Source organism: Rhodococcus pyridinivorans, from assembly GCF_900105195.1.
Classification (GTDB): Bacteria; Actinomycetota; Actinomycetes; order Mycobacteriales; family Mycobacteriaceae; genus Rhodococcus; species Rhodococcus pyridinivorans.
Genome location: NZ_FNRX01000002.1, coordinates 2,457,970 through 2,470,072, shown reverse-complemented (window position 1 = coordinate 2,470,072; position 12,103 = coordinate 2,457,970). Strand labels below are relative to the sequence as shown.

Sequence of the window (12,103 nt, the reverse complement as noted above, 5' to 3'; positions counted from 1 at the left end):
CGTCGACGTGACGATAATCTCACCTCCGGCGAATCTCACCTCCAGTGGAATCCGACTACAGCGGCGGTCGTGAGGTTTCGATCGCGGATCGGGCGAGATCGGCGGCACCGATGAGCCCGGCGGCGTCGCCGAGCTGCGCGACCCGGACGCGCGCGAGAGGACGATGGCCGGCGCCGGTGGTCACGGCCGCGTAGTGCTCGCGCGCGGCGTCGAGGAACAACGGCGCGGAACCGGAGACCCCTCCCCCGATGACGACGAGCTCGGAGTCGTAGACGTCGGCGACGAGCGCCAGTCCGAGCGCGAGCCTGCGGGCGAAATCGTCGAAGGCCGCGAGAGCGACGGGGTCGCCGTCGTGGGCCGCACCGGCGACCCGTCGGCCGGTGAGCGATCCGGGATCCGAGGCGATCTCGCCCGCGAGAACGGACCGCCCGGGTTCGGCCGCGAGCATCTCGACGGTCGTGTCCACGAGACCCGTTCCGCTGCAATACCTCTCCCAACATCCCTGCTTGCCGCACGGGCAGGGCCGCCCGTCGGGCACGACCTGCAGGTGACCGAGTTCGGGCGCCACACCGTAGGCACCGCGATAGATCCTGCCGTCGAGCAGCAGGGCCGCGCCGATGCCCGTTCCGAGCGCGACCATCACCGCGATCGTGCTGCCCGCGGCGGCGCCGAAGCAGTACTCGGCCCAGGCCGCGGCATTGGCGTCGTGTTCGAGAACGACCGGCAACCCGAAGCGTTCGGTGAGCGTCTCGGCGAGCGGCGTATCGCGCCAGGGCAGATGCGGTGCGAACCGCACGGTGGTGCGGTCCTCGGTGAGGAAACCCGCGACCCCCAGCCCGACCGCGCCGATGTCGTTGCGCTCACGCAGATGCTCGACGAGCCGGTGCAGCGCGTTCTCGAGGGCGACCGCGGAGGACGGCGTCTGCGTGCGCACACTGTCGACGACGTCGCCGTTACGGTCGACGGCTGCCGCGCGGATGCTCGTGCCCCCGATGTCGATCCCGACCGTGAGCCCGGGGTCGTGCGTGTTCACGTGCGGAGGTTGACGGAGATCGGCTCGAAGGCCGGACGATCCCGTGTCGGCGGATCAGGGGTCGGCTCGGGCGGGACGCCACCGGTCGAGGGCAGGAACTGCGCGAGGAACTTCCGCAGCAACGCGATCAACGCCGCCAGTTTCGACGCCAGCCTGCTGACCAGTTCGTGGTTCTCGCCGCGAACCAGGGCTGCGGCGGCACAGAGCGGGCACCACGCGCACCCGTTCGGGGTGGTCGCGGCTTCGGCGTCACCCGGCGCCGTCGAACCGGTCGCGGTATCGGGGGAGGTATGGGCCGACGCGTCGCCGGTCGCGGCGACGAACTGCTGCACCGTGCCCTCGACGCGGTCGAGCACGGCGTCGGCGAGCAACAACAATTCGGAGATCAGGGCTTCGTGGTCGTCCCTCACAGCGGCCACACCGCCGGATCCGGTACGAATCGCACCACCAGATCGGTTCCGTCGAACTCGGCATCGGAGACGGTGCACCGCCGCAGCCCCGAGGCGAGTCGCACCCGGCGTCGCATGCCGTCGGCGCCGACGACGAGGTCGTCGCCGATCCGTCCGAGTGTCAGGGACGCGGGATCGGCGAGCGGCAGGTACATGCGCATCGCGTACACCGACTCCACCCCCGTTCCCGATTCGTGCTGCACCCGGACCGGCTCGTCGGTCTCCGACGAGGGAACGAGTGCATCGCGGCGGAGCGCCGTGGCGAGCTCCTCCAGAGCTGCCAACCCTACCGGCTCCGCAGCACGGCGCTCGCACACGATCACGGGAACGTCGGTGACGGCCGCCCCGATCTCGGCAACGATCGCCTCGTGCGCGGCCCGTTGATCGGCCAGCAGCCGTGCAGCCGCACCCGAACCGCCCACCGCGGGGACGACGCCGTTGACGACGACCGCGTCGACGCGAATGCCGGACAGGGCGAGCCACGATCGCACCCGTGCGAGCTCGGCACGACCGGCGCGGTCGGGCGTCGCCACGATCACCGCGGCGCTGCGTCCGCGATCGTCGAGCAGGTCGCGTACCGCGGTGATCCCCGACAGCAACCGATCGAACAGCGCGACGAAGACACCCGTGCGGGGGTCCGGACCGGTGGCCGCCGCGACCCGGCTGTGCTGAGGCCAGATCCGTTCCAGCGAATCGGAGACCGTGCGCGGCGCGGTGAGGGTGCGCAGGGCGTCGGCGGAGGCCGGGGCGTCGACGACGACGAGAGCCCACCGTCCGCTGTCCGCGAGTCGCGCGACCTCGGCGAGCACGAGCAGTTCCTCGACGCCGGGAAGCCCGGTCAGTTCGTCGGGCTCGGGCAGGTCGAACTGGTCTGCGTGCTCGTGCGTCCCGGCGAGCGCCGCCATCGAGGCGAGGACCGCGTAGCGCGTGCGGAGCAGCTGCAGCGAGTCGATCTCGACCATGCCGAGGTTGTCCTCGACGGTGCGGATGTCCGTCGCGCCGGCGTCCCGGTTCGTGGCCGGAGGCAGGTCGAGCACGTCGCCGAGGGAGTGCGCCCGGTCGATGGACACGACGAGCACGGGTTCTCCCGCACGGGCGGTCGCGAGCGCCTCGGCCGCGGCAAGGGTCGTCTTCCCGGCACCGCCCTTTCCGAGGAACCATCGCACGCGGGCCGGGGCGTGCCGGACGTTCAGCCCTCCACCTGCTTCTTGAGTTCCTTCAGCGCGGTGTCGGTGATGACCTTCTCCGCCTTGCGCTTGAACAGACCGATCATCGGGATCGTGAGATCCACGGTGAGCTGGTAGTCGACGACCGTGGTGCCGCCGGGGGCCTCGGTCAGCACGTACGAGCCGGACTGGGCCTTCTGGATCTCACCGCTCTCGAGCTCCCAGCTCACGGCACGGTTGTCGGACGCCCACTTGTACCGCAGGACGTAGGTGTCCTTGACGATGCCGGCGTCGAGGACGAAGCGCACGCGTTCGGCGCGGCCGTCGGGACGATGTTCCACGACCTCCACGGTCTTCGCCGCCGACACCCACGTCGGATAGGCATCGAAATCTGCGATGACCTCCATGACACGCTCGGCCGGCGCGTCGATGGTGATCGACCTCTTCGTCTTCTCGGCCATGTGGTGACGGCTCCCTTTCTCGGTCCCTCGGGTGTGCACCGATCAGTCCCGCCCCGAGGGTCTATCACACACCGTGGGAACAACGGTATCGGGACGACGCGCCTTCGGTGGCTTCAGCGTCGCGGCGGTTCACCTGCCGGACGACCGGCCTCGAGACGCTGCTTGACCTCGAAGGTCATCACCTTCCCTTGGACCCGGCGCGTACGGTTCATTCCCGCGAGGTCGAGACCCGCCACCCGCTCGGGCGCGACACCGGCCGGCTCGCAGTGCAGGAAGTAGTGGATCACCGCGCCGTCGAGAACCGGCTCGATCCACACCTCCATCGTTCCGTCGAGCGGACCCGACACCGTCCACCGGATGCCCTTCTCGGCTCGGTCCTCCCGCACGGTCAGTACGAGATCGGGCCACCATGCACGCCACCGATCGAGGGCCGCGACCTCCTCGGCGATGCGCTCCGGAGGCGCCGCTACGAAGGTCTGGTCCGCCACCTGAATGCTGCTCACGCAGAACAGCTTCACATATCGCGTCGGCGGCCCGTCCGGTCACCCCGCCGACGGCGTCACCGTCTCGTTCGGGGGCGCCGAGGCGTCGAGATAACCGCGCAATCTTGCGCCCAGGACGTCCCATCTCCAATCGCTGGAGACCCACTCTCGACCGGCCGCGCCCATCGCGGCGGCACGATCGGGATCGGCGAGGACACCGGACACCGCGGTCGCGACGGCTGTGACGGAGGTGCCGTCGACGACGTAGCCGGTGCGACCGTCGCGCACCGTTTCCGGGGCCCCACCCGACCGGCCTGCCACGACGGGCACCCCGGTCGCGGACGCCTCGAGGTACACGATGCCCAGGCCCTCGACGTCGAGACCGCCGCCGCGGGTCCGGCACGGCATCGCGAACACGTCAGCGATGGTGTGGTGCGCGGCGAGCTCGGCCGACGGCACGGTGCCGGTGAATACGACGTGCTCCTCGACATCCGTGCGGCGCGCGAGCTCCCGCAGGCGCGACTCGTACGGTCCGCCGCCGACGATGACGAGGACGGCACCGTCGATCCGCTTCCGGATCGCGGGCAGCGCGCGGATGAGCACGTCCTGTCCCTTGCGCGGCACCAGGCGCGACAGACACAGCACGGTGGGCCGGTCGCCGAGACCGTAACGTGCCCGCAGTTCGGCGCGGGCCGCCGGATCGGGCCGGAAGACGTCGGTGTCCACCCCGGACGGCAGGTGTTCGAGACCCGCTTCGGGGCCGAATGCCGAGGCGAACCGCCCCCTCGTGTAACGACTGACGTAGGTGACGGTGTCGGTGTGCTCGCCGATCCGCCGCAGCGCCTGCCGGGCGGCGGGAAGCATCGACCATCCCACCTCGTGGCCGTGGGTGCTGGCGACGATGCGATGAGCGCCGGCGCGGCGCAGCACGGGCGCCAGCAGCGCCAACGGTGCAGCCGCTCCGAACCAGACGGTGTCGCAGTCGTGTTCGGTGAGCAGCCGCGTGGCCCGTCGCGCGACGTCGGGTGTCGGCAGCATCAGTGTCGTGGGATGACGGACGACCTCGAAGGGGACTCGTGCGTCGAACTTCACATGGCTGTCGCCGCGCCACCGCGGCGCGTAGACGACCAGGTCGTCGGACGGCAGCTGGTTCGCGAAGGCGTGCAGATAGGACTGGATGCCCCCCGGTCGGGGCGGGAAATCGTTCGTCACCAGCAGGGTCCGCGACATGGGACCACCGTAGAAGCAGCGCGACGGGAAGGCGCCGACGGGTCCCGAGCTCCGGACGGTGCCGATGGGCCCGGCCCGGACCGTCCCGGTCAGCGGATGTCGCGGATGCGCTCTCCGAGCCAGCGACCCCAACCGCCCACGAAGCCGGCGGTGTCGACGCCGAGCAGGTCTGTGAGCACGTCGTCGAGGTGTTCGTCGGTGACGGGACCCGCGGCGAGGGCGCGGTAGAGGGAGACGAGCGTGTCGTGTCCGAACTGGTCCGCGGTGTACGCGGCGATCGACCAGGAGCTCTCGTAGGCGAGCGTCGACCGGTCGCCGATGAAGTCGCCGTCGGCGGGCAGCGACGTCGGTGCACCCGACGCCCGTACCTGCCGGGTCAGCGTCGGCGCGATCCGCTGCACGTCGACCGGCCCGGTGGCGAGGCCCTCCGCGGCCGTGCGGTGGCCGACGTAGTCGGCGAAGCCCTCGAGGACCCACATCGGGGAGCCGTCCACGGTGCCGGCGCGTGCGGCGACGTGCACCGTCTCGTGCGCGAGCACGATCCGGCGAGAGGTGTCGTCCAGCCGGTCGCTCGCGGCCGGGTTGAAGACGATGCGCTGCCCGGTGGCGATCCCGCGCTCGTGGTCGACATCGTCGGAGACCGCGACGGCCGCGATGTCGTCGCCGTCGTGTCGTGGCCCGACGAGGTGCGAGAACTCCTCGTGTGAGGACGTCACGACCACCAGTGCGCGTCGCGGCCAGGAATCGCCCCAAAGGTCGTCGACAGCCTCGACCACCGACGGCAGTTCGCCTGCCAGGTCGTCGACGAAGGCGGCGTTGTCCGGGTGTCCGATCACGAGCGAGCGACCACCCTCGGTCTGCGCGGTCGCGAGGTGGAGGCTGCCGTGGTCCCAGGGCCCTCGCCAGGTGACGGTCTGCGCCCCGGCGAGATCGGGTGCGTCGTCGGCGATCCGCCAGCCCTGCGGTCGGTGGACGAACAGCACGGTCACCGGTCGCCGGGTGGGTATGTCGTCGATTCCGTCCACGGCGTACCGCAGGTGGACGCGGTGCGCCCGTACCTCGTCGGCCGCGAACCGGGCGATCGTCTCGGGCGGCAGGGGCAGCGCGGGTTCGGAGGCGAGTTCGTAGCCGAGATCGGCGAGGGGAACGGCGGAGATCGCCGCGATCCGCTCCCGTTCGGCGTCGAGGAGTTCCGGAGACGCGTCGTCGATCAACTCCGCGAGGGACCCGTCGTCGCCGGTCCGGACGGCGTGCGCCCAGTCGTCGAGCACGACCTGCAGTTCGGCCCGTACCCGGCTGTCGGCGTCGTCGGTGTCCACCGGGTCGACGGCCAGCAGCAGTCCTGCCGTGACCAGCGCGACCACGAGTCCGGCCAGGCCGAGACGTTCCCACTTGCGGGTACCGGCGGTGAAGGACGATCGCGCGGGCACCGCGTCAGTCTAGGTCGGTGTCCGAGGGTGGTCCCGTACGCCCTCGCCCACCGGCTGCGATCCCGCCTCTACCCGGTCAGTACCGCCGGGCGCTGTGGAACGGGAAGCGGTCGATCGACTGCACCTTCACCGGCACACCGAAGGTCGACGCGTGCACCATGTTGCCATCGCCGACGTACATGCCGACGTGGGAGGCGTCGTCGTAGAAGATCACGAGGTCGCCGGGCTGCAGATTGTCGCGGGAGACGGGGATGCCGCCCTGCGCCTGGGCCTGACTCGACCGGGGCAGTGATTTGCCGACCTGGTTGTACGCCCACACCATGAGTCCCGAGCAGTCGAACTGGTCGGGGCCGGTCGCGCCCCACACGTACGGCGAGCCGATCCGCGACAGGGCGGCGCGGAGCGCGGCGCCGTTGCTGCCGGGGACGAGGTGCTGCAGGATCTTCTCGGCGTCGAGGCCCGGAGGGAAGGGAGTGCCGGCGAGTTCTGCCTTCTCCGCGTCGCTCAGCGCCTCGAAGGCGTTCAGGACCCCTTCGATCTGCTCCTCGAGTTCGGCCTGTCGCCGCTGGAGTTCGTCGCGGAGGGTCTGGGCCTGCTCGGCGGCGGCACGCGCCTCGTCGGCGGCATGCTGCGCGGCGACGGCCGCCTCGGCCGCAGCGGCGGTGGCCGCCCGGAAGCCCTCGACCTCACGCGAGGTCTGCTCGCCCAGGACGTCGAGCAGGACCATCTGGTCGAGCATCTGCTGGGGCGAGTCGCTCACCATGACGGCGAACAGCCGGTTGGTGCGCGCACCGCGGTAGTTGGCCCGCGCGAGCTTGTCGACGGTGGGCTTGAAGCGGGCGATCTCGGCGCGAGCGGCGCCGAGCGCGTCGTCGGCCTGGCCGGCACGCACCTCGGCCTCGTGCTGCGCAGCGACCTTCGCTTCGAGATCGGCCCCGGCGGCGTGCAACGCCTCGGTGGCCTGTTCGCTGCGACGCGACAGATCCGCGAGGTGCTCGAGGCGTGCTGCCGGGCTCTCCCCTGCGGGTTGCGCCGTCGCCGGCGCCAGGGTGAAACCGAGGACCATCATCACGAGGGCTACGACGAGCGCCGGACGGCCGGTCCGTCGCCTGTCCTGCACTCGTACGAGGTGCTTCGTCCTGTCGGAAACCACGTGGGCTCGCATCCTTTCCCAAAGGTCTCGATCAGGTTACGGAATTGCATAGGTTTGTGTCTACCTGCGAGTAGCCCTCCCACGCAGCGGCCGTTTGTGCAAGCAGTTCCTGCATCGGAAAGGACGTGCAGACACACGAGGAGGGTGGGTCCGGTACGTACCGGACCCACCCTCCTCGGGCAGTGCGTCGGCGCTGGAGCGGGGGTGCTCAGCCCGATCGGAAGCGACGGGCGCCGACCGATCAGAAGCGACGGGCGCCGACCGATCAGAAGCGACGGGCGCCGTCGACGGGCATCGAGTTCAGCGGTGCGATCTTGACCGGCTGGCTCGAGGTGGAGGCGTGCACGATGTTGCCGCCGCCGATGTAGATGCCGGTGTGGCTGCCGCCGTAGAACGACACGACGTCCCCGGGCTGCAGAGCCGCGACGTCCACCGGGGCACCGGCGGAGGCCTGCTCGTAGCTGGTGCGCGGGACGCTCAGACCGGCCTGCTTGTAGGCCCACTGCACGAGACCCGAGCAGTCGAAGGAGCTCGGGCCGGCAGCGCCGTAGACGTAGGGGGCACCGATCTTCGACTGCGCGGCGTCGGCAGCGCGCTGGCCGACAGAGCTGAAGGGGGCGGTGAAGGAACCGGACTGAGGCGCGGGGGCGGCCTCGGGGGCCGGCGGAACGATGTTGGCGATCTCCGGCGGCACGGTCACACCGGCCGGGAGGTCGAACGTTCCGACACCGGGAATGTTGATCGGCTCGGCCATCGCCGGGCCGGCCGAGACGGTGACTGCTCCGAGAGCAATGGCACCGGCGACGAGTGCGCGCCGGACGGTGCGCGTGCTGTTGTTCGAAACCACGAGGGGACGTTCTCCGTTTCTTCCGTTCACCCGCCGACCGAGTTAGCTGACGGGTTCGGGCCGGAAGATCAGCCCTACCCCTCCCCGCGAGCAGCGGAGGGGATTCACCCCGAGTACTACGTGTGGGTCCCCGGCTCACCGCTCCCGCAGACGGGAGAAGCGATTAGGCGGTAACCGTGCGGCTCCGACCCGGGGGTGGGGCGGAAACTCTCCGCTCGGTCTCGAAAAGATTACGAAACGGCATCGGTGAAGTCGACCGCCTTGCCGTGCGACCCGACCTTCTCGGCCCACCCCTGGAGGAATGCCGTCGCGGGGCAACGGTCCGATAACGGCGCGGTAACGGCCACTGTCCGGCGCGCCTCCGCTCGGGAGAGGCCCGGCGCCCGTTTCACCCGAGTTCCTTCCGGAAGAACCAGGTCAGGGCACGCTGACTCATCGACCGTCGACGAGGCGATGCGCCCGATTCGCCGGATTGTCGTTCCCGGAGGCCGATCGGTCTGTTCTCCGGCCTCCGTTTACCCTTCATCGAGCCGAAAAGAACGCAGTGTGATCCTCATCTCCCCGTGCTCCGAACCCCGCTCCGAAGCCCGCTCGACGGCGTGTCGGTGACGCTTCCTAGGCTCTGCCGCATGACCTCGCCGCAACCATCCGCCCTCGGCGTGCAACTCGGTTTCGACGAGCTCGACACTCCGCTGCGCGAGACCACCTTCGTCGTCGTCGACCTCGAGACGACCGGCGGGAAGGCAGCCGAGGACGCCATCACAGAGATCGGCGCGGTGAAGATCCGCGGGGGCGAGGTGCTCGGCGAGTTCGCGACCCTCGTCGATCCGGGGCGACCCATCCCCCCGTACATCGTGCAGCTCACCGGCATCACCACCGCGATGGTCTATGCGGCGCCCAAGGTCGAGGAGGTGCTGCCCGCCTTCCTGGAATTCGCGTCCGGAGCGGTGCTCGTCGCACACAACGCCGGATTCGACGTCGGCTTCCTCGAGGCGGCCACGGCGCAGTGCGAACTCGCGTGGCCCCGCTTCCAGGTGCTGTGCACCGTCAAGCTGGCCCGCCGCGTCCTCGGACGCGACGAAGCGCCGTCGGTGAAGCTGTCCGCGCTGGCCGAACTGTTCCGGGTCTCCACCGTGCCCACCCACCGCGCCCTGGACGACGCACGCGCCACCGTGGACGTCCTGCACGCCCTCATGGAACGGGTCGGCAACCAGGGCGTCCACAGCCTCACCGAACTGCGCGACTATATGCCGGTGGTCACCGCCGAGCAGAGGGCCAAACGCGCACTCGCCGCGCATCTGCCGCGCAAACCGGGTGTCTACATGTTCCGCGGCCCGTCGGACGAGGTGCTGTACGTCGGCACGGCGGTCGACCTGCACCGGCGTGTCCGTACCTATTTCACGGGCTCCGAGACGCGACCGCGGTTGCGCGAGATGGTCGCGCTCACCACACGCATCGATCACGTCGAATGCGCCCACGGGCTCGAGGCCGGCGTCCGCGAACTCCGGTTGATCGCGGCCCACACCCCTCCCTACAACCGCCGGTCGAAATATCCGATGCGCGGTTGGTGGATCATCCTCACCGACGAGGCGTTCCCGCGCCTCGCCGTGAGCCGCACCCCCGGACCCGACTCGGTCGGCCCGTTCTCGGTGCGCGCCGACGCCGCGGATGTCGCGGCACTGCTCGCGGAGATGTGCGGTCTGCGCACGTGCACGCGCAGGATCGGCCGTACGGCCCGCCACGGCGACCGCTGCCCGCCCGTCGCGGTCGGGGGCTGCGCCGCAGCCGCCTTCGGGGTCCAGGACGCCTCCGCCTACGCAGCCCAGGTCGAGCGTGCGCGCGCGGTCGTCCGCGGAACCGCCGACGACGCCGTCGAATCGGCGCAGCAGCGACTCGACGCCCTCGTGCGCGACCAGCTGTTCGAGAACGCCGCCCGCCTGCGCGACCGCCTCGCCACCGCCCTCGTCGCGCTGCGGCGCACGCAACGCCTCGCGGCACTGGCGGCCGTCGACGAACTCGTCGCCGCGCGACCGCGGGCCGAGGGCGGGTGGGAGTTCGCCGTCGTGCGCGCCGGTCGTCTCGCGTCCGCCGGAGTGGCACCGCGCGGTGTGCGCCCGATGCCCGTCGTCGAGGCGATCGTCGCCGCGGCCGAGACGGTGCGGCCGTCACCCGGCCCGCTCCGGGGCGCGTCCCCGGAGGAGATCGGTCTGGTCGCACGTTGGCTCGACGGCGAGGGCATCCGCATCGTCCGGGCGAGCGAGGGCTGGTGCGAACCGACACGGGGTGCGGGCCGGTGGAGCACGTGGGCCGAGCTCGCCCGCGACGCCCGCGCGGTCCGCAGGCTCCTCTCCGCCGACGACCCGCACCGCTTAGGCTGATGCAATCCCCGAGGAAGGTTGAAGGAGACCACATGATCAACGCGATCGTCCTGATCGACGCCGAGGCGAACCGTATCCCCGAAACCGCGCAAGCGGTGGCCGACCTCGACGGTGTCGACACGGTGTACTCCTGCGCGGGCGACGTCGACCTCGTGGCCGTGGTCCGGGTCCGCGACCACGAGAAGATCGCGGAGGTCGTCACCCGGGGCATCAACAAGATCGACGGCGTGACGAAGACCGTCACCCACATCGCATTCCAGTCGTACTCGAGCGCCGACGTCGAGGCCGGTTTCTCGATCGGGAACTGACACCCCGCAGCACCACCGACGACCGCCGGGCCCGCACCGATGCAGTGCGGGCCCGTCGTTCGTGTGTCCTTACTCTTCTCCGGTCATTTGTGTCCGGAACCGGCACCCAGCCGCGTGGTGACCTCGGCCCACTGCTCCAGGACGGCCGTGGCCCGGCCGCTGTCGATCGCCTCTGCCGCCGTCTCGAGCCCGGCCGTGAGGGCATCCTCGAGAACGCCGTCGACGCCCCGGAAAGCCGCGATTGCCCCGGCGGCGTTGAGGAGCACGGCATCGCGCACCGGCCCTGTCTCCCCCGCCAGCATCGCCCGCGCGATCGCCGCGTTCTCCGTGGCGTCGCCTCCGCGGAGTGCCTCGAGCGGAACCCGTTCGATACCGAGATCGCGCGGATCGAGCGTCACGACCCGGACCTCGCCGCCGTGGACGACGTGCACGCGCGAGGTCGTGGAGGTGGTCAGTTCGTCGAGACCGTCGTCGCCTCGGACGACGAGCGCCGAATTGCCGCGCTGCGCGAGCACACCGGCGACGGTCGGGACGAGCGGTTCGAAGGCGCACCCGATCAGGCCGGCGCTCGGGCGGGCCGGATTGGTGAGCGGGCCGAGGACGTTGAAGACCGTCGGGATGCCGATCTGCTTGCGCGGTGCGGCCGCGAAACGCAGCGCCGGGTGGTAGACCGGCGCGAAGCAGAATCCGATCCCGGCCTCGGCGACCGAGCGGGCCACCTCGTCGGGTCCGAGATCGATGTGCACTCCGAGCGCTTCGAGCACGTCGGCGCCGCCGCTCTTGGACGAGGCGGCGCGGTTGCCGTGTTTGACCACGCGAATACCCGCTGCGGCGACGACCAGCGAGGCCATCGTGGAGATGTTGACGGTGTTCGCCCGGTCGCCACCGGTGCCCACGACGTCGACCACGTCACCGTCGACCGGGACCAACCGGGCGTAGTCGAGCATCGTGTCGGCGAGTGCCCGCACCTCCTCGGGTGTCTCGCCCTTCATCTTCAGAGCGACACCGAAGGCCGCGATCTGAGCGGGAGTGGCGTTGTCGGAGAAGATCTCGCTCATCGCCCATCGCGCCTCCGCGGCGGACAGGTTCTGCCCGGCCGTGAGCACTCCCAGGACGGAGGGCCAGTTCTGCGTCACCTCGTCCGCGTCTCGCGTCGCGTTCATCGC

Annotated in this window: 12 protein-coding genes and 1 riboswitch; of the genes, 2 read left to right on the top strand and 10 right to left on the bottom strand. The window is 70.6% G+C overall.

Going from position 1 to position 12,103, the window contains the following annotated elements:
* Positions 1–55: 55 nt before the first annotated feature.
* From BLV31_RS11840 to BLV31_RS11800, 9 genes are all read right to left on the bottom strand, one after another.
* A complete protein-coding gene (locus BLV31_RS11840; RefSeq protein ID WP_064061297.1) occupies positions 56–1,033 on the bottom strand; it encodes an ROK family protein in 978 nt (325 codons plus the stop codon).
* Complete coding sequence (locus BLV31_RS11835) at positions 1,030–1,452, bottom strand: hypothetical protein (RefSeq protein ID WP_064061298.1); 423 nt, start codon at positions 1,450–1,452, stop codon at positions 1,030–1,032. Before BLV31_RS11835 ends, BLV31_RS11840 begins: the two co-directional genes overlap by 4 nt.
* On the bottom strand, positions 1,440–2,648 hold the full coding sequence (locus tag BLV31_RS11830; RefSeq protein ID WP_024101288.1) for an ArsA family ATPase: 1,209 nt from the start codon (positions 2,646–2,648) through the stop codon (positions 1,440–1,442). The genes BLV31_RS11835 and BLV31_RS11830 overlap by 13 nt, the downstream gene beginning before the upstream one ends.
* 23 nt (positions 2,649–2,671) lie before the next feature.
* Positions 2,672–3,109: an SRPBCC family protein gene (locus tag BLV31_RS11825; protein ID WP_006554169.1), complete on the bottom strand. Its 438-nt coding sequence runs from the start codon at positions 3,107–3,109 to the stop codon at positions 2,672–2,674.
* Positions 3,110–3,222: 113 nt separating this feature from the next.
* A complete protein-coding gene (locus tag BLV31_RS11820; RefSeq protein ID WP_211269815.1) occupies positions 3,223–3,612 on the bottom strand; it encodes a polyketide cyclase / dehydrase and lipid transport in 390 nt (129 codons plus the stop codon).
* A 39-nt stretch (positions 3,613–3,651) separates the two neighbouring features.
* Complete coding sequence (locus BLV31_RS11815; protein ID WP_006554171.1) at positions 3,652–4,821, bottom strand: glycosyltransferase family 4 protein; 1,170 nt, start codon at positions 4,819–4,821, stop codon at positions 3,652–3,654.
* A gap of 89 nt (positions 4,822–4,910) precedes the next feature.
* Positions 4,911–6,251, bottom strand: coding sequence for a hypothetical protein (locus BLV31_RS11810; RefSeq protein WP_064061300.1), 1,341 nt, complete (start codon positions 6,249–6,251; stop codon positions 4,911–4,913).
* 76 nt (positions 6,252–6,327) lie between these two features.
* Complete coding sequence (locus BLV31_RS11805; protein WP_006554173.1) at positions 6,328–7,371, bottom strand: C40 family peptidase; 1,044 nt, start codon at positions 7,369–7,371, stop codon at positions 6,328–6,330.
* A gap of 298 nt (positions 7,372–7,669) precedes the next feature.
* Positions 7,670–8,251, bottom strand: a complete 582-nt coding sequence (locus BLV31_RS11800) for a C40 family peptidase (protein ID WP_024101293.1) — start codon at positions 8,249–8,251, stop codon at positions 7,670–7,672.
* A 15-nt stretch (positions 8,252–8,266) separates the two neighbouring features.
* Positions 8,267–8,431: riboswitch (cyclic di-AMP (ydaO/yuaA leader) on the bottom strand.
* 449 nt (positions 8,432–8,880) lie between these two features.
* Between BLV31_RS11800 and BLV31_RS11795 the strand changes: the two genes are divergently transcribed.
* Together BLV31_RS11795 and BLV31_RS11790 are read left to right on the top strand one after the other, a co-directional pair.
* Positions 8,881–10,629, top strand: coding sequence for a DEDD exonuclease domain-containing protein (locus BLV31_RS11795; RefSeq protein ID WP_072740435.1), 1,749 nt, complete (start codon positions 8,881–8,883; stop codon positions 10,627–10,629).
* Positions 10,630–10,661: 32 nt separating this feature from the next.
* On the top strand, positions 10,662–10,937 hold the full coding sequence (locus BLV31_RS11790) for an Lrp/AsnC family transcriptional regulator (RefSeq protein ID WP_006550005.1): 276 nt from the start codon (positions 10,662–10,664) through the stop codon (positions 10,935–10,937).
* An 83-nt stretch (positions 10,938–11,020) separates the two neighbouring features.
* On the opposite strand, the gene trpD is transcribed toward BLV31_RS11790, so the two are convergent.
* On the bottom strand, positions 11,021–12,100 hold the full coding sequence (gene trpD / locus BLV31_RS11785) for an anthranilate phosphoribosyltransferase (protein WP_019289774.1): 1,080 nt from the start codon (positions 12,098–12,100) through the stop codon (positions 11,021–11,023).
* Between the last annotated feature and the right edge of the window lie 3 nt (positions 12,101–12,103).